Origin of the sequence: Candidatus Nanopelagicus limnes, assembly GCF_002287885.2 — a bacterium.
Lineage (GTDB): Bacteria > Actinomycetota > Actinomycetes > Nanopelagicales > Nanopelagicaceae > Nanopelagicus > Nanopelagicus limnae.
Window position 1 is genome coordinate 875,700 of record NZ_CP016768.2, and the last position, 17,060, is coordinate 892,759.

19 protein-coding genes and 2 tRNA genes are annotated in these 17,060 nt (G+C 42.1%); 7 read left to right on the top strand and 14 right to left on the bottom strand.

Annotation, left to right across the window (positions count from 1 at the left end; translation table 11 throughout):
* Positions 1 to 3: 3 nt before the first annotated feature.
* The 10 genes from B1s21122_RS04375 to B1s21122_RS04420 all read right to left on the bottom strand — a co-directional run bounded on the left by B1s21122_RS04375 (position 4) and on the right by B1s21122_RS04420 (position 8,849).
* Positions 4 to 936, bottom strand: coding sequence for an oxidoreductase (locus B1s21122_RS04375; RefSeq protein ID WP_095680444.1), 933 nt, complete (start codon positions 934 to 936; stop codon positions 4 to 6).
* A gap of 27 nt (positions 937 to 963) precedes the next feature.
* Positions 964 to 1,036, bottom strand: a tRNA-Ala gene (locus B1s21122_RS04380).
* Between the two features lie 28 nt (positions 1,037 to 1,064).
* On the bottom strand, positions 1,065 to 1,727 hold the full coding sequence (locus B1s21122_RS04385) for a histidine phosphatase family protein (protein ID WP_095680443.1): 663 nt from the start codon (positions 1,725 to 1,727) through the stop codon (positions 1,065 to 1,067).
* Positions 1,727 to 2,092, bottom strand: a complete 366-nt coding sequence (gene rsfS, locus B1s21122_RS04390) for a ribosome silencing factor (protein WP_095680442.1) — start codon at positions 2,090 to 2,092, stop codon at positions 1,727 to 1,729. Before rsfS ends, B1s21122_RS04385 begins: the two co-directional genes overlap by 1 nt.
* A complete protein-coding gene (gene nadD / locus B1s21122_RS04395; RefSeq protein WP_320410437.1) occupies positions 2,079 to 2,660 on the bottom strand; it encodes a nicotinate (nicotinamide) nucleotide adenylyltransferase in 582 nt (193 codons plus the stop codon). The genes rsfS and nadD overlap by 14 nt, the downstream gene beginning before the upstream one ends.
* A gap of 123 nt (positions 2,661 to 2,783) precedes the next feature.
* Complete coding sequence (gene ligA, locus B1s21122_RS04400; RefSeq protein ID WP_095680440.1) at positions 2,784 to 4,820, bottom strand: NAD-dependent DNA ligase LigA; 2,037 nt, start codon at positions 4,818 to 4,820, stop codon at positions 2,784 to 2,786.
* Position 4,821: 1 nt separating this feature from the next.
* Positions 4,822 to 5,907, bottom strand: coding sequence for a tRNA 2-thiouridine(34) synthase MnmA (gene mnmA / locus B1s21122_RS04405; RefSeq protein ID WP_095680439.1), 1,086 nt, complete (start codon positions 5,905 to 5,907; stop codon positions 4,822 to 4,824).
* The gene (locus tag B1s21122_RS04410) at positions 5,904 to 7,061 is read right to left on the bottom strand and encodes a cysteine desulfurase family protein (RefSeq protein ID WP_095680438.1); all 1,158 of its coding nucleotides are present in this window, start codon (positions 7,059 to 7,061) and stop codon (positions 5,904 to 5,906) included. The genes mnmA and B1s21122_RS04410 overlap by 4 nt, the downstream gene beginning before the upstream one ends.
* Before the next feature lie 37 nt (positions 7,062 to 7,098).
* The gene (locus tag B1s21122_RS04415) at positions 7,099 to 8,043 is read right to left on the bottom strand and encodes an electron transfer flavoprotein subunit alpha/FixB family protein (RefSeq protein ID WP_095680437.1); all 945 of its coding nucleotides are present in this window, start codon (positions 8,041 to 8,043) and stop codon (positions 7,099 to 7,101) included.
* The gene (locus tag B1s21122_RS04420; RefSeq protein WP_095680436.1) at positions 8,040 to 8,849 is read right to left on the bottom strand and encodes an electron transfer flavoprotein subunit beta/FixA family protein; all 810 of its coding nucleotides are present in this window, start codon (positions 8,847 to 8,849) and stop codon (positions 8,040 to 8,042) included. The genes B1s21122_RS04415 and B1s21122_RS04420 overlap by 4 nt, the downstream gene beginning before the upstream one ends.
* Before the next feature lie 99 nt (positions 8,850 to 8,948).
* On the opposite strand from B1s21122_RS04420, the gene B1s21122_RS04425 reads away from it, so the two are divergent.
* Genes B1s21122_RS04425 through B1s21122_RS04435 form a run of 3 tightly spaced genes read left to right on the top strand, consistent with a single transcriptional unit; the run spans position 8,949 to position 12,113 of the window.
* Positions 8,949 to 10,097 carry a glycosyltransferase family 4 protein gene (locus tag B1s21122_RS04425; RefSeq protein ID WP_095680435.1) on the top strand — a complete coding sequence of 383 codons (1,149 nt, stop codon included), beginning with the start codon at positions 8,949 to 8,951 and terminating at the stop codon, positions 10,095 to 10,097.
* Positions 10,094 to 11,254 (top strand): glycosyltransferase, encoded by a 1,161-nt coding sequence (locus B1s21122_RS04430; RefSeq protein ID WP_095680434.1) that lies wholly within the window; start codon positions 10,094 to 10,096, stop codon positions 11,252 to 11,254. The genes B1s21122_RS04425 and B1s21122_RS04430 overlap by 4 nt, the downstream gene beginning before the upstream one ends.
* 1 nt (position 11,255) lies before the next feature.
* Complete coding sequence (locus B1s21122_RS04435) at positions 11,256 to 12,113, top strand: SGNH/GDSL hydrolase family protein (protein ID WP_095680433.1); 858 nt, start codon at positions 11,256 to 11,258, stop codon at positions 12,111 to 12,113.
* Positions 12,114 to 12,115: 2 nt separating this feature from the next.
* Here B1s21122_RS04435 and B1s21122_RS04440 read toward each other — a convergent pair whose 3' ends face one another.
* Positions 12,116 to 12,859, bottom strand: a complete 744-nt coding sequence (locus tag B1s21122_RS04440; RefSeq protein ID WP_095680432.1) for an SIMPL domain-containing protein — start codon at positions 12,857 to 12,859, stop codon at positions 12,116 to 12,118.
* A gap of 9 nt (positions 12,860 to 12,868) precedes the next feature.
* Entirely contained in the window at positions 12,869 to 13,372 is a 504-nt protein-coding gene (locus B1s21122_RS04445; protein ID WP_095680431.1) for a DUF3145 family protein, read from the bottom strand.
* 238 nt (positions 13,373 to 13,610) lie between these two features.
* Between B1s21122_RS04445 and B1s21122_RS04450 the strand changes: the two genes are divergently transcribed.
* Complete coding sequence (locus B1s21122_RS04450) at positions 13,611 to 13,814, top strand: cold-shock protein (protein WP_009612185.1); 204 nt, start codon at positions 13,611 to 13,613, stop codon at positions 13,812 to 13,814.
* An 81-nt stretch (positions 13,815 to 13,895) separates the two neighbouring features.
* Here B1s21122_RS04450 and B1s21122_RS04455 read toward each other — a convergent pair whose 3' ends face one another.
* The gene (locus B1s21122_RS04455; RefSeq protein ID WP_095680430.1) at positions 13,896 to 14,486 is read right to left on the bottom strand and encodes a M23 family metallopeptidase; all 591 of its coding nucleotides are present in this window, start codon (positions 14,484 to 14,486) and stop codon (positions 13,896 to 13,898) included.
* A 91-nt stretch (positions 14,487 to 14,577) separates the two neighbouring features.
* Between B1s21122_RS04455 and B1s21122_RS04460 the strand changes: the two genes are divergently transcribed.
* The 3 genes from B1s21122_RS04460 (at position 14,578) to B1s21122_RS04470 (ending at position 15,838) form a co-directional block, all read left to right on the top strand.
* Positions 14,578 to 14,651, top strand: a tRNA-Ile gene (locus B1s21122_RS04460).
* A gap of 1 nt (position 14,652) precedes the next feature.
* Positions 14,653 to 15,498, top strand: a complete 846-nt coding sequence (mmuM, locus tag B1s21122_RS04465) for a homocysteine S-methyltransferase (RefSeq protein WP_095680429.1) — start codon at positions 14,653 to 14,655, stop codon at positions 15,496 to 15,498.
* Positions 15,499 to 15,550: 52 nt separating this feature from the next.
* Positions 15,551 to 15,838 (top strand): hypothetical protein, encoded by a 288-nt coding sequence (locus B1s21122_RS04470; RefSeq protein WP_095680428.1) that lies wholly within the window; start codon positions 15,551 to 15,553, stop codon positions 15,836 to 15,838.
* Position 15,839: 1 nt separating this feature from the next.
* On the opposite strand, the gene B1s21122_RS04475 is transcribed toward B1s21122_RS04470, so the two are convergent.
* Positions 15,840 to 17,060: an alpha-hydroxy acid oxidase gene (locus tag B1s21122_RS04475; protein WP_095680427.1), complete on the bottom strand. Its 1,221-nt coding sequence runs from the start codon at positions 17,058 to 17,060 to the stop codon at positions 15,840 to 15,842.

Sequence of the window (17,060 nt, forward strand, 5' to 3'; positions counted from 1 at the left end):
AATTTAAGACCAACTAACCTTTGTTAACTCTTCACTAACCTGCCATAGATTCTTCGCCAATACTTGGTCGTAAGCAAGTGCTCTAGCACGAGTTAACTTCGGCGTGCCACGCATCTCTAAAAATCCATTAGGTCCAATGAAGCTTGCGCCAATCAGATCGGGGTAAACACATGCTGCAAGTGTTGGCAGGGCTCCTTGGGAGGCAGGTTGAGCTAATACTTTATTGATCATCATGGTGATTTTTTCTTCAGCAGCAGCGCCACGCATTTGAGAGGCAACCGCCTGCAAATTTGTGTCAGAGTAACCAGGATGAACTGCCAAGGGTATGAAGGACCAATTGTTTTGAATACGAAGCCGCTCAAGTTCTGAGACAAAAAGAAGGTTTGCTAATTTACTTGCGCCATATACCTGCCATTTTTGATACTTTCCAACACCAAGACAGATATTTTTAATTGAATCTAAGGTGTTATCGCCAAAGCTACCCATCTTATGAGCAAATGATGAGACCACAACTAGGCGATCTTTTATCTGATTCTTAATTAATCCAGCAAAGGCAAAATGGCCTAGGTGGTTTGTGCCCATTTGTAGTTCAAAGCCATCTACTGTTTTTGTGAATGGAGTTGCCATCACTCCAGCGTTTAAAACCACAACATCAAAAGGGCGATCAACTCGTGCTGCTGCCCGCTTAACTGACTCTAAATCAGTTAGATCAAGGAGTATGTAATCAACTAAGCCTGGACCAATTTTCTTTAACGCATCCCGTGCCTTTTCAGCGCTCCTGGCTGTGATAACCACATGAGCATTTCTTCTTGCTAATTCAGTCGCTGCTGCTAAGCCAATTCCTGAGGTTGCGCCAGTTATTAAGTATCGCTTGCCAGTTAAATCTGGAATATCAGATGCGTTCCAGTTGTCTGGAAAAGTTAATACTTTTGACACCATTACTCCTTTATTTTTGTTTAAAAGTGGAGCTGAGGGGAGTCGAACCCCTGACCCCTTGCATGCCATGCAAGTGCGCTACCAGCTGCGCTACAGCCCCGCTGTTTCAAGCAAGAGATAAACCTTATCTAATTAACCGCATCATCTCCAAAGACAGGCTCAGGTAATGAGCCGGCATTGTGCTCTGCTAAATACCAACGTGATCCAGTGTGATGTTTAGTTAATTCCAATACCGACCAGCATGCATTTGATAAGCCACCAATTACTCCCCATTGCGCAATTGGAAGTTTAAGAATTGAACCTAAAACACTTCGAACAGTTCCACCATGGGTTACAAAAACAATAGTTCCAGAAAAGTTTTCAGTCTCTTTTTCAATAACACTAACTGCGCGCTTTGCAACATCACTTCGTCTTTCACCAGTAACACCTGCTGGTTCATCACCACCTTCATACCAATTAGCAAATAAATCACCATGTGTCGCCCTATTTTCTGGCGCAGTTTTACCTTCCCAAAGTCCACCATGAGTTTCCCGCAGCCCTGGATTAATCTCAACCTTTAAATTTGTTAAATCAGCTAACGCCGCAGCTGTTGATTGCGCACGAATTAAATCACTTGAAATTATTCGATTTGGTTTCAACCCTGCTAAAACAGAGGCAGCTTGGACTACTTGATACTCCCCCACTTTATTTAATGGGATATCTGAGTGACCTTGAAAACGATTTTCAACATTCCAATCAGTTTGGCCATGGCGCCAAAGTACGACGCGAATTAATGAATTTGGATTACTCATTACCGAGCGACTTTCGCTAGATCCAAATCAATTTTTGGACAATCATTCCAAAGGCGATCAAGCATGTAGTAATTACGAAGCTCAGTACTTTGAATATGAACAACTAGATCGGTGTAATCAAGAAGAATCCAAGCCCCACTTCCCTCTTTGCGCGCAGGTTTCTCACCAGCCTCGGCAAGCTTTCGTTGCACCTCATCAGATAATGCTTGCAATTGTGGTTCATTATTTCCAGTGACGAGCAGGAATACCTGGTTTAAAACCAACTGCTCAGATAGATCAATTGCAACAATCTCACTGCCTAGTTTGTCTGCCAGGGCAGCTGCTGCGATCTTAGTTAACTCAATAGTGCGCTTACCGACTGCCATATAACCCAAACTCTCTAATAAAGGTAACTACCTTTGCTGGCAGCAATGAGCTGACATTCTCTCGTTTTGAGATTGATTGTCTAACCATAGTTGATGAGATATCTAAAGCTTTAATTGATATTTCATCATAATCAGATGCAGTAGATCCTGGTCGCTTAACTACTAAAACCTTTACTGCAGCCAGTAAATCCTTTGATCTATGCCATTTATCTAAATTTTTCGCAGCATCTGAACCTAAAACAAGAGTGAAGTTGGTATTTGGATAAATTACCTGCAGCTCCTTGACCGTATCAAGTGCGTAACTATTTCCAGCCCTTCTAACCTCTAGTGGAAGCACCTCAACTTTTTCACTTAATCCCATTGAGGTAATCGCTAGATCTGCCATTTGAAATCGTTGTTCAGCTGTTGCAACTGGTGGATTTTCTCTTAACCAAGGATTGCCTGATGGAATTACTAGAACCTTTTCATATCTATTTGAAATCTCTTTTATCAGATGTAAATGTCCTAGATGGATTGGGTCAAAGGTGCCACCAACGATGGCAAACTCTTTGTTTACTGCAACAATAATTAATCCCGGTCGATACGAAGTGTTAAGTAAAGCAACAAGGAGAGAATTGCGAAGGTTACAACGCCAAAGGCAACAGGTGACATTGGAAGTTCACGTAGGTTCTCATTAAGCATTCTCATGTGCTTAGTTTATCCCCTTCTCCAGTAATAATTTAAATCCGGCCTCATCAAGGATAGTAATTCCTAGTTCTTGTGCTTTATCTAACTTAGAACCAGCCGAATCCCCTGCCACAACGTAATCAGTTTTACTAGATACCGACGATGCTGCTTTTCCGCCCCTTGCCACAATGGCCTCAATCGCTTCATCTCTAGTGAAATCTTTAAATGAACCAGTTGCAACGATTGTAAGACCCGCCAGAGTTTGTTTGAGTTTTTCTCTAGGAGCATCAACTAGGGCTACGCCTGCCCTCTCCCATTTCATAATAATTTGTTTATGCCAATCCTCGCCAAACCATTCTTTTATTGATTCCGCAATTATTTCGCCCACGCCTTCAGTGTTTGATAATTCTTCAATACTTGCAGATCTAATTTTTTCAATCGAACCAAACTTATCTGTAAGCGCTTTCGCACTAGTTGGTCCGACATGCCTAATTGATAGAGCAACTAAAACTCTCCAAAGTGGCTTGCTTTTCGCTTCCTGAAGTCCATCTAAAAGTTTTTTTACATTCTTACCTGCAGTCAACTCTTTCTTTACGATCTTTTGAAAAAACCTAGAACTAGCAAGTTTTTCTTCAGTGAGTAGGAAAAGGTCTCCCTCATCTACCACTAACTTATCTGCCAGTAATGCTGCTGCTGCTTCATAACCTAATACATCAATATCTAGAGCCGAGCGAGAGCCAATATAGAAAAGCCTTTCCACAACTTGGGCTGGGCATGATTGTGAGTTCGGGCAACGAATATCAACATCACCTTCACTCATAGCGCGAAGTTTGCTGCCACAATCTGGGCATTTACTTGGCATTACAAATGCCTTTTCACTTCCATTTCTTTTTTCAAGAACTGGCGCTAAAACTTCTGGGATTACATCTCCTGCTTTACGGATTAAGACCGTATCGCCAATCAAAATTCCTTTTCTAACAATCTCTTGCGCGTTGTGCAGTGTTGCATTGGTTACGGTTGACCCAGCTACTTTTACTGGCTCCATAAAAGCAAAAGGAGTTACTCGACCAGTTCTACCAACACTGACCTTTATATCTAATAACTTTGTAACAACCTCCTCCGGCGGATACTTATAGGCAATCGCCCATTTTGGCGCCCGTGAGGTAAAGCCAAGAGTGTTTTGAACTGAGATCTCATTTACTTTAATTACAACACCATCTATCTCATGCTCAACATTGTGACGATCTTTTTCATACACTTTTATGAAATCTAAAACCTCTTTGCGAGTTGAAACCACTTTATATCGCTTACTAGTTGGCAAACCCCAACCTTTAAGTAGCTCATAAGCATTTGATTGTTTTTCGAATGAAATACCAGTGGCAGCGCCAATGCCATGGACTACAACATCAAGGGGGCGTGATGCTGTGATCTTTGGATCTTTCTGGCGAAGGGATCCAGCTGCTGCATTTCTTGGATTAGCAAATCTTGGTTTGCCTGCTTCTTCCAAAGAATCATTTAACTCATCAAATGATTGCAATGGGAAAAATACCTCACCGCGAACTTCAAGTGTCGTTGGTAAGTTTTTTCCAGATAATTCAGTTGGTACAGATTTAATCGTCTTAATGTTTAAAGTTACATCTTCACCTGTTGTTCCATTGCCACGGGTAAGAGCCCTAGTGAGCCTGCCATCTTCATAAAGTAAATTAATTGCTAGGCCATCAACTTTGACCTCACATAACCAGCCATTTTTAACTCCAGCTTTATCAATTCGATCAAACCAAGTTTCAAGTTCTTTATCATCAAAGACGTTATCTAGGCTCATCATCTTCTCGATGTGATCAAACTGGGCAAAGGAGGTTGAAAAGCCCCCGCCAACCTGCAAAGTAGGTGAGCTTTCTAATTTGTATTGAGGATACTTCTTTTCAAGTGTTACTAACTCATTCCATAACTTATCAAAGGCAGCATCGGTAATTGTTGGTGCATCTAAAACATAGTACTTAAATTGATGATCTGATATTTCTTCGCAAAGCTCCTGGATTTTATGTCTAATTTCTGCGCTCATGCTAAATCGTTTCGCAGATAGTGCCAGAACCAACTACACGATCACCATCATAAATTACTAATGCTTGACCAGTTGCAAGTCCAAATACTGGCTCATCTAAGTTGGCAATCAGATTTGTGCCATCAAACTTGTAATCACAGGCAAGTGGGGCACCATGTGCTCGAACTTGGGCAAATCCGCGCAGTGATTTATTAATTTCAGGGATTGCTCCACACCAAGTAGGTGGTGTTGCACTTATTGTTGTAACCGCTAACGCATCATGGCTACCAACAACGACGGTATTACTCTTTGGTTCAATCTTTAAAACATATCTTGGCTCACCAGTTGGATCTGGAACGGTGAGTGCTAAGCCGCGACGTTGGCCAATTGTGTAGGTGTAAGCACCTTTGTGCTCACCAAGTTTTTTGCCAGCTTGATCAACTATGTCACCAGTTTCAGAACCTAATCGCTCACGCAGCCAACCTGCATTATCTCCAGATGGCACAAAACAAATGTCATGGCTATCAGGTTTATTTGCAACAAAAAGCCCGCGCTCTTTCGCCTCTTTGCGAGTATCAGTTTTGACCGTATCTCCTAGCGGAAATATCGCACCCTCTATTTGATCTGTTCTTAAAACTGCTAATACATATGATTGATCTTTATCTATATCTGCAGCCCTATGTAATGTTTTGCCAGTTGGTGAATCCTTCGTAACTGCGTAATGCCCAGTTACTACTCCATCAAAACCAAGTGCTTTTGCTCTATCTAATACCGCTTCAAATTTAATCTTCTCATTACATCGCAAACATGGATTTGGTGTTCTGCCAGATTGATACTCAGATAAAAAGTTTTCCACTACCCCTTTATGAAACTCCTCTGCCATATCCCAAATATAAAAAGGTATGCCAATTACATCAGCAGCGCGACGGGCATCATGAGAGTCTTCGATTGTGCAGCAACCACGAGCCCCTGAACGATATTTTTGTGGATTACTGGATAAGGCAAGGTGAACACCAACAACTTCATAGCCAGCATCAACTGCTCTGGCAGCTGCAACTGCTGAATCAACGCCGCCACTCATTGCTGCGATTACTTTTAATTTTTTCATTTTTTCCCTGAGGCAGCCCTTGATCTAGCCACTACCGATGCAATTACTGCGCCAAGTTTTGCGATTTCAATAATTGTGTTTGAGTGGTTTAGTGAAAATCTTAAGGTAGAGGTGGTCTCATCCTCGGTTAATCCCATGGCAAGAAGTACATGGCTTGGTCGCTGCACACCTGCGCTGCAGGCAGAGCCGGTTGAACAGGCAATTCCTTCAGAATCTAATAGCAAAAGTAATCCTTCTGAATCTGTTTTAGGAAAGGTGATTGAAATAATCCCTGGCAAAGATTTCACTTGATCTCCATTTACCCAGATATCAGGAACACTTTTTTTGATAGTACTTATCAATTCAGCTTTTAACTTCCTAATAATCTCAGAACGTTGTCCAGATTGGGCAACACTTTCTTTCGCAGCAGCTGCAAATGAAACAATGCTGGGTGCGTTAAATGTGCCACTTCGAATATCTCGCTCCTGCCCACCGCCATGCAAAATAGGTTCAATATCCAAACCACGTTTTAAAATTAATGCAGCTACACCAAGTGGGCCACCAACTTTATGCGCACTGATTGTGGCAGCGGTTAATCCAAGATTCTTAAATGAGAGTGAAACCTTGCCAAAACTTTGTACACAATCTGAGTGCACTGGAATTTGGCCCGCAATTTTTACAACCTGAGCAATATCCTGCACTGTGCCAACCTCATTATTTGAGGCCATGATTGAGATCAAAGCAATCTTGCCTTGATGATCAATTACTGCTTGTTTTAATTCATCTAGATTTAAAAAGCCATTTCGATCAACATTAATTCCAACAATCTGTGCGCCTTCATGTTCTGCTAGCCAGGCAATGGGATCCATCACCGCATGATGTTCAAAGGTGGAGGTGATGATTACTGTCTTATTCTCTTTAGCACCTTTCCAATACAAGCCCTTAATAGCTAAATTATTTGCCTCAGTTCCAGTGGCAGTGAAAATAACCTCACTTGCATCGCAATCAATTGCCTTTGCAATCTCCTCACGCGCGCCCTCTAAATCTTTACGAACTGATCTACCAGCTGAATGCAGGGATGAGGCGTTACCTAATTTTTTTAATTGAGTATTTAAGGCAGTAATTGCCACATCTGCCATTGGTGTTGTTGCGGCATGATCAAAGTAGATACTCACTTGCTAAGTCTAAAGGGGACAACCGATAGCGCTCTAATTACCCTTTGCGAGCAATAATTTGTGCGGTGGCTTGTGGCAAAACATTAAATAAATCACCAACTACTGCAAAATCTGCAATTTCAAGAATCGGTGCCTCTGGATCCTTATTTATTGCCACAATTGTTTTACTAGTCTGCATGCCAGCACGATGTTGAATCGCACCTGAAATGCCAGCTGCTACATAGAGTTGTGGTGAAACTGTTTTACCAGTTTGGCCAACCTGATTTGAGTGTGGATACCAACCAGCATCAGTTGCAGCGCGGGATGCGCCAACAGCTGCGCCTAACGCGTCAGCTAATGCCTCAACTGGTTTGAAATCTCCATTAGTTCCCCGCCCACCTGAAACCACAATTGATGCTTCAGTTAAATCTGGTCGCCCGCCCTTAACAACTGGTGTTGCTGATGAGATCGGCGCTAATTTAGCTGCATCTGAAATTGTGGCAGCAAATGCTTCAATAACTGGTGTGGATGTTGCAGCTACTGCCTCAATTGAGTTTGCACGCAAAGTTATAACTGGCACACCCTTTGTAACAGTTGAGTGAACTGTGGTTGAACCACCAAAGACAGATTGAGTAGTAATCAACTCCTTATCAACATTTACAGCGTCGGTGATAATTCCACTGCCAGTAATTACAGATACCCTGGCTGCAATCTCTTTACCAGTTGCAGTTGAGGTAATTAATACTGCGGCAGGATTTTTAGCTGCCACTATTTGAGCTAAACCTTCAGCAATTGCAGGAGCGCCATACTTATCCCACTCACCTGTAACGGTAATTACCTTATCTACCTGGAATACATTTAATTGTGAAGCGATTGAATCGGCGTTATCTGCAAAAATTACTGCAACTGATTCACCAATTGATTTGGCATAGGTTGCAAGCTCCCCAGCGGCTTTGCTGATCTTGCCAGCTGTGTGATCTACTAAAAATATTACGCTGCTCATGCCAGTCTCTTTTCAACTAAAAACTCAACCAATTTATCTCCGCCGCTTCCTTCATCAGTTAACTTAACACCAGCTCCTCTTGGAGGACGAGGTAATGCATCCTTCACCGCACTCCATGCAGCAGATGCGCCGACATCAGATGGTGAAACTCCAGTATCAGATAAACTCATTGTGGTGATTGGCTTTTTCTTTGCCGCCATAATTCCCTTAAATGATGGATACCTTGGCTCATTTATCTTTTCAATTACAGAAAGTAATGCTGGAAACTTAGCGCTCATTACTTGATTACCAAACTCAGTTACTCGCTCAATCTCAACTGTTGTGCTTGCTGGATTAGCCGCCACCTTGCCTGCAAAGGTTAATTGCGCCCAACCAAGACGTTGGGAGATCATCGCTGGGATAACACTCATTCTGGCATCTGTGCTCTCTGTGCCACACAAAACTAAATCGTAATTACCTTTTTTAATGACCTCAGATAGAACTAATGAGGTGGCGAGCGCGTCAGAGCCAGCTAAAGCTGGATCACTTATCAAAATTGCATCATCTGCGCCCATTGAAAGTGCTTTTCTAATTGCTTCAGTTGCCCGCTCAGGTCCCATTGAAATTAAGGTAATGCTGTGACCGCTTGCCTCACCTGCCTCTTTAGTTGGTGAGTTAGCCTCCACAATTCGCAGCGCCTCTTCAACTGCATACTCATCTAAATCATTTAATACCGCATCAACGCCGGCGCGATCTAAAACTCCACCAGCCATCTTTTTTTCAGCCCAAGAGTCTGGAACTTGTTTGATGCAGATGGCGATTTTCATATGCTCATGTTACTGGGAGGTATAAGGCTTAACCTACTCTTTACCAACACTTAACCTCAAGGGTTCCTTTAGGCTTTCTAAATTACGCACCCTACTCATATGAGAGTAGCCGTCGTCACTGAATCCTTCTTGCCAAATGTAAATGGGGTAACGAATTCAGTACTTCGAATCCTTGAACACCTTAGCGCCAGTGGGAATCAAGCATTAGTTATTGCGCCAGCCTGTGAAAACATGCCAACTGAATATGCCGGCCATCCTGTGAAAAGCGTGCCGGTTATTCCAACTCAGAATTTTCTGCCAACCGGAATGCCGATGGGGTTACCACAAAAAAGAGTTCAACATTTAATCGATGGTTTTACACCAGATGTGATTCACCTCGCCTCACCATTTGCACTTGGATCATATGCAAATAAGGTAGCTAAACGATTAAACATTCCAACAGTTTCTATCTACCAAACTGATTTAGGTGGATTTGCTAAGCAGTATGGCTTTGGGATCGCTCAAAACTCATTGCAAAAAATCTTATACAAAATTCACTCTCAAACAGATCGCACTCTCGCGCCCTCAACGGCAGCTTGTCTTGACCTTCACATGGCTGGAGTCCCAGAAGTTTATTTATGGCGTCGTGGCGTAAATACTGAACTATTCGCACCATCCAAAAGATCTGCAACCTTAAGAGATCTTTGGAAAAATGCAGATCAAAATAAAATTATTGTTGGTTTTGTTGGCAGACTTGCTCAAGAAAAGCGCGTGATAGATCTGAAAGCACTTGAATCTAACCCAAACATTCAACTAGTAATTGTTGGCGATGGACCGCACCGGCGCAAACTGGAGCAGCAATTACCAACTGCACTATTTCTTGGGTTTAAATCTGGTGAAGAGTTGGCGCAGATTTATGCCAGCTTTGATTTATTCATACACCCAGGACCAAATGAAACTTTCTGCCAAGCAGTGCAAGAAGCACTTGCATCAGGCATTCCAGCAATTGTGCCGCACACAGGTGGTCCAGCAGATTTAGTCGCGCATGGACGAACAGGATATGTAATTGATATAAGTGATGGCGAAGAACTAAATCGCATAGTAAATCATCACCACGCAAGAAGTGATCGCAAACAAATGAGAATTGCTGCTAGGGATAGTGTTTCAAAGAGAACTTGGGGTCGAATAAATAATGAGTTAGAGGCCCATTATCAAGAGGTTATTAATCAAAAAAAGAGTATGGCCTTAACAGAAATGGGTGTGGCATGAGAATTGTGCATGTAGCTAACTTTTATGGTCCAAGTTCGGGTGGAATCAAAACCACTTTGCATGAATTAGGTCGTGGCTACCTCAAGTATGGGCATGAATTTATCTATATCGTGCCAGGACCACAGTACATAAAGGAACAAACGCCATTTGGTTTAAAGATAAGCCTGCCAAGCTTTACGTTGCCTGGCAGCGGGGGCTATCAAGTAATTCGAAGCAACAAACAACTGCTAAACCTACTTGAGTTTCTAAACCCTGATCGAATTGAGGTTTCTGACCGATTCACTCTGCTTAAGGTTGGTAGATGGGCAAAGAAGCAAAAGATTGCCAGCTTGGTTTTCTCTCATGAGACATTGAATGGCTTGATACAAAAGTTTGCGCCAATGATTCCTTCCTCCATTCGAACCCGGTTTGTTAATTGGCATAATGCCAAGTTAGCTGCCACCTTTGATGTTGTAATAGCCACTACTGATTTTGCTGCTGCTGAATTTGTTCGCATCAAAGCTAAAAATCTTAGAAAAGTAGCTCTCGGTGTTGATTTAGTTGGATTTAACCCTGGCAATCGAAATTTCAAATTACGTCGGGAACTGCTAAAGGACTCGCACTTTTTATTGGTGCATTGTGGCCGGATGTCACCGGAGAAAGAGCCACAGCGCAGTGTGCAGGCTATTGCTGAATTAGTAAATCGAGGCATTGATGCAAGATTAGTAATAATTGGTGGCGGGCCATTATGGAAGAAGTTAAGAAAACAGAGTGAGAATTTGCCAATAGAAATGGTTGGTTATGTTGCAAGCAGAGAAAAGGTAGCGTCATATTTAGCTGCGGCAGACATCACCCTTGCTCCTGGGCCACTTGAAACATTTTGCCTATCAGCACTTGAATCACTAGCAAGTGGAACCCCAGTTGTTGCATCTAGATCTAGCGCGGTTGGTGAAATTTTAAATATTAACTCAATCAAACCAGCGGGCGCGGTTGCAGCTGATACTGGAGTGGCATTTGCAGATGAAATTGTTAAATTACTAAAGAAAGGAAATCTTCGTAAGGTTGCAAGATATCAGGCAGAACAATTCTCCTGGGCTAACACAATTGATGCCATGTTAGAAATTCACCAAGCAAAGCAACCAATGATTACAACCAAACGCCGACTAAAGGCGGCTTAGTATGGATATTGTTAGATCACACCCAACTTTTGTTGTATTAGGAGATAGCGCTGCCTATGGCACAGGTGATGAAATCAAAGCTGGCCAGTTTCGCGGTTGGGCTGGATTTCTTGCAGATGCTTTTCAGGAAGGTTGTGATTACTTCAATTACTCTCGTCCTGGTGCTAAATCTACTGAAGTAGTAGCCACCCAATTACCGAAAGCACTTAGACAAAACCCAGATATCTGTGCGGTGATAGTTGGTGGTAATGATTTATTACGAAATAACTTTGACCCAGTTTTGCTCTACAACAATTTGCGTAGCTGCTGTCAACAACTTCTTGCGATGGGAAGTGAAATAATCATGGTTGAACTCCATGATCCTAACCAGCTACTAAAACTTCCAAAGTTGATGCGTCAGGTACTAAGCCGGCGGGTTAATGCAGTAAATGCGGTATATCGAAAAGTTGCTCTGGAGTTTGAGATCGTTACAGTCAAAACTCGATCCATAAATAATGTCCATGACCGAAAGAATTGGCACATAGATCGCATGCACCCAGGCCCACAGGGTCACTTCATGCTGGCAAGAAACATTGCTGACCAATTGCGAAAACGAGGTTGGGCAATCTCAATGCCATACCAATTAACACTTACTCACCGAAGTCGATCAGAGAAGATCACTTGGCTGCTAAGAAATGGAACTCCCTGGTTTTTCAAGCGCAGTTTTGATCTTTTGCCAGCCGCAATGATCTTAATGATATTTGAATTTTGTAAGTCAATTTTGGAAAAGATTTATCCGGCTCGAAAATCGGGTGATCTAGCATTTTTATCTAAAATTGAATCTGATCCAATAAAAATTGAACTGCTAAAAGCTAGTTGAAATTAATTTGATTCAAAGCTAGCAGAGAGTGTGACATTGACCGTCTTTTCGATGGTTGATACATCATAGAAACCACCAGCAGCGCGATCTAATGAATCCTTGGTTGTTACCTGCGTTGGTCCACTGCTTACAGACAATAATGATCCAACCTCACCGCCCACAGCTTCAGTAATAGCCTTTGCTCGCTCCTTGGCATCTTTCATGGCCGCAGCTAATAATTTAGCGCGCATTTGATCCAAGGTTGAAAGGTAGTAAGAAGGTCCATAATTGCCAACATTAACTCCAGTAGCAAGAAGTGTTCCGATGTTATTACTTAACTTTGCTACCAACGCAACATCTTTAGTTCTAACAGTTACGGTGCGATAAGCCTGATAGGAAAGAATTCGCCCCGTTGGATTGCCATTTATATACTCCATTACTGCGTTGGAGTTAATTGGGCCTAGTTCAATCTGATTCTCACTTACCCCACCACTTAATAGATACTTCTTTAACGCATCAGCTGAGGCGTCAATCTTTTTAACTGAGGAGGCTAGGGTTGCCTGTGATTCATTTAAATTTAAATTCCATACTGCATTATCAGCAGTTGCATTTTCAGAGGCGGTTCCAGTAACAGTAATTGCATTGCCTGCCCGGGAGGCAAGCCCTGAGCCAACCTTATAAAGACCAAGGGTTAAACCTGAGGATAAAATAGCCGCAGCTAAAATACCGGTAGCAAATTTAATCCGATCACTGGCTTCAAAGTTCATACCTTTATATTACCCACTTTTGCTAACAATATCTTTCATCCCCAAAGCCAGAGATAAACGATATGGCTCAATCTCTGCCTCCCAAGTATTACCCAGTGCGTTCTCAAGATTATTTATTAATCGATCATGGGTAATAGAGTTTTTTAAGATGGTATTAACCTGGTTTTCATTTAAAACCACATCCCCATTAGATGAAAGGCTGGCTTGGTGTAAACCTAAATCTGGAGTGGCGCGGTATAAAACTGCATCATTACTATTTTTATTTATCTGAGTAATTTCAAATCTAATGTAGTGCCAGCCCTTAAGCGCAGTTGCGATTTGATCAGCCACTGGGTTTTGATGTTGATACTCAAACTCCATCGCTAAGGTGGATGGATGTAATGGTTGATTGACCCATTTCAGAGTTATAACCTGACCAAGTTTTTGACTTATCGCCCACTCAATATGTTGAGTTAGGGCAGCTGGGGTTGAATAAATAAGTATGCGCCCAGCGTAAGGAAGAGATTTACTCACAAGTACCTGCCTTTAGGATCACTCGATGTGACCTTCCCCAGCCCACCAGTGCCTTAATGCAGTAAGAGATTTATACATCTCTTTTCGCAATTAGCCAATAGCAGGGTAAACTTTGGAACAGTCCGACGCTTGGCAGTACCCGCTCTACGGTTTGTTGATTGGGTCTAGCTGTATAAGAAGAAAGACCGGCGCTTGTTAAATTTACTAGCGTCCAACATAACCAAAGGAAAAAAGCTAAATGGCAACAGGTACAGTTAAGTGGTTCAACTCTGAAAAGGGTTTCGGTTTCATTGCAGTTGATGGTGGCGGACAAGATGTTTTCGTTCACTACTCAGCAATCCAAGGAAACGGTTACAAGTCCCTTGAAGAGGGTCAGGCAGTTACATTCGAAGTAGTCCAAGGTCCTAAGGGTCCTCAGGCTGACGCTGTAAACCCTGCATAAATAACCATTAACCTTCTTAAGTTTTAATACTTAAGATAAAAAAATTTAAGGCCTGCTAGAAATAGCAGGCCTTATTTTTATTTACTTCTTAGGTTCTGCTGGAATAAGTGATGGCACAATTAACTTTGGTTTTAAATCTTTACCCACTTGCCAAGCTTGTAAGTATTTCCAAGGTGAGGTCTTACCTTTTTCTAAGCCAACTCCCCGCCTTACCCACCAAATACCTTTTTCGGTTGGATATGAGATTCCAAAGTGCAGATGCGGCTTTGTTCCCCGCGCACTTCCAGTAGATCCAATCTCACCTAATTTTTCACCAGTTGCCACTTTATAACCGGGGATAATATTGGCCTCAATTTTTGAAAGGTGACTGCCGTAATAACGAAGACCATCATCACCAATTATTGAGATTGATAGTCCGCCACGGTCAGAACCTAAATTTGTTTTACCACTCCACTTATCAACACTGTTTACCTCATCAACAATACCTGCAACTGGGGATACAAATGCGCAACCTTTTTTACCAAAGATATCAGCAGCTGGATAATCATGGTGATACTTGGAGTAGGTAACTGCGCAGCCTGTGACTGGGAAGGTATAGATAGGTGCGGCGCTGGCAGGTGAAGTTATGCCAAGTGTGAGTGCTAGTGAAACAACAAGGACCTTAAATTTCATAAGTTTGATTATCCATTGCGAGCATGTGAATACACCCAATTAATACTTAGTGTTGGGATAGATGTAAGGTATGACACTAACCTCTTAATTGGGGGCGGTAGCTCAGTTGGTTAGAGCCCCGGACTCATAATCCGGTCGTCGTAGGTTCGAGCCCTACCCGCCCCACATGTTCAAATTAGATGGTGGTCTTTCCACCGCACTTGAAAATAATGGAAACAAATTAACTACCTCACTTTGGACAGGTGAATTAATAAGAACAAATCCAGCGCAAATTATGAAAGCGCACTTAGATTTTATTAATGCTGGCGCGCAAATCATTATTACCTCCTCCTACCAACTCTCCTACACAGGCGCTGGTGTGCGAGGCTGGAGTGAAGATGAAACTAATCAAGCTTTAATTGCCTCAACTGCGCTTGCAAAGAAAGCAGTTACTGATAGTGGCAAAGATGTGAAAGTGGCAGCATCAGTTGGTCCATATGGGGCATCCCTTGCTGATGGCTCTGAGTACAAAGGAAACTATGGAGTCTCAAAGAAGGAGCTAAAAGATTTTCATGCAAGGCGCCTTGAAGTTTTAATCTCAACATCACCAGATTACTTAGCGTTAGAAACTATGCCAGATACCTTTGAGGTTGAGGTTTTATTAGAGCTACTTAGTGATTGCCCAATTCCATTTTGGGTCTCCTACTCTTGCAAAGAGGGTAATCAAACAAATGCTGGTCAAAGTTTTCAAAGCGCGGTTGATTTAGCCCAAAGCGCCATGGCGGTTGGTATTAATTGCACAAAGCCAGAGCTAATCACTGATTTATTGCGATCTGCTAAATCAAATAAACCCTACGTTGTTTACCCAAACTCAGGCCGAGTATGGGATGCTAAAAATAAGGTTTGGACAGGAAGTGCGGCAGTTGGTTTTAGCAATGACTTAATAAGGCAATGGGTTGAAGCAGGGGCAGAAATTATTGGTGGCTGTTGCGGTATTGGCGCAACTGAGATTGCGCAGTTAAATCTTAAATAAATAATTAGTTATAAACCTAGTCTCCTATCTAGATTAGATCTATAGTTGTCTAATGTATTTTCGCCTAAGCAGCTTCGCACTTATCGCATCCCTTGCACTATCTGGCTGCAGCGTTGTTGGTGGCGGAGCACCTAAATATGATGCGGTTGAATTAATTGAGTATGAAAATTGTTTAACCTCTGAAAGTCAGCAATGGAATTTAGCTTTGACTGAAGGAAAGATTCAAAGTGAATTAAGGCCTGGTGGCAAGTTTTGGATTGATAGTGAAAATAGACCTTATCAAGTTGAAGAGTTTGCATTAAGCATGTGTGAAAAATCTAGACCAAAACCAATTTCCTAAATTAGCTACGTAATTTAGCGCCAATTTTTTGAACTTCAGCAATATTTCTAGCACCAGTTAATGCCATCGTATTTACGAAGTCACGCTTCATAATCTCAATAACTCTTTGAACGCCCCGCTCTCCCCCAGCCATAATTCCATAAAGGTATGCACGTCCAATAAATACTCCCTTTGCTCCCATCGCAACTGCGGCATATGCATCTTGACCAGACATAACCGCGCCATCAATATAAACATCAACCTTCTTACCAACTGCTTTTACAACCTCAGGCAGTAACTCAAGAGGAACAGGCCCCTTTTCTAATTGGCGGCCACCATGGTTTGAAAGAATAATTCCATCTACTCCCATTTTTGCTAACCGTTTTGCATCCTCTAAATTTTGAATTCCTTTAACAATTATTGGGCCACTCCACACAGATTGCAGCCATTTCACATCTTCAAACTTGGTTGCTGGATCAAATATTGCAGCTGCTAACTCAACTAACGATTTATTCCATCCTCTAAATGCTGCAAACTCCAACTTCTTGGTGGTAAATAAATTCAGCCACCAAATAGGTTTTCTTGCAATTGCAAAGACGGTACTTAATCTGATTCGTGGTGGAATGGTTAAGCCATTCTTCATATCTCTGATTCGAAGTCCACTAACTGGAGTATCAACGGTGAGGATTAAGGCTTCAAAGCCAGAGTCCTTTGCCTGCTTAATAACTGACAAGCTATCTTTACGATTTTGCATTACATAAAGCTGAAACCACCTACGAGCCTTTGGTACTTGATCAGCCAACTCCTTTGGCGAGGTAGTTCCCATAGTTGATAGTGAATAAATCATGTTGTTACTTGCAGCTGTATTTGCAACCGCAGGCTCACCAACGTGATACATAAATCTGGTGTAGCCGGTGGGTGAAAATAGAATTGGCAGATCTACTTTTTTGCCAAATATTTCAACTGAAGGATCAACCTTTGAAACATCACGAAGGGTGTGAGCAGTAAATTCGACTCGATCAAATGTAGCTTTAGATCTGGCATAACTAACCTCATCTAATGCTGAGCCCTCTACATAATCAAAGACAACTTTGGGAACCTTCTTTTTAGCAATCTTTGCCAAATCATTAATTGTTAAAGCCCGAGCAAGTTTGGTTCTAGTTCTAAAGATTGAAGGTAGTTTCCACTCAATTAAGGATGCAAAATGTGGTAGATCTGGAAATTGACGCTTAGATTTAATCAT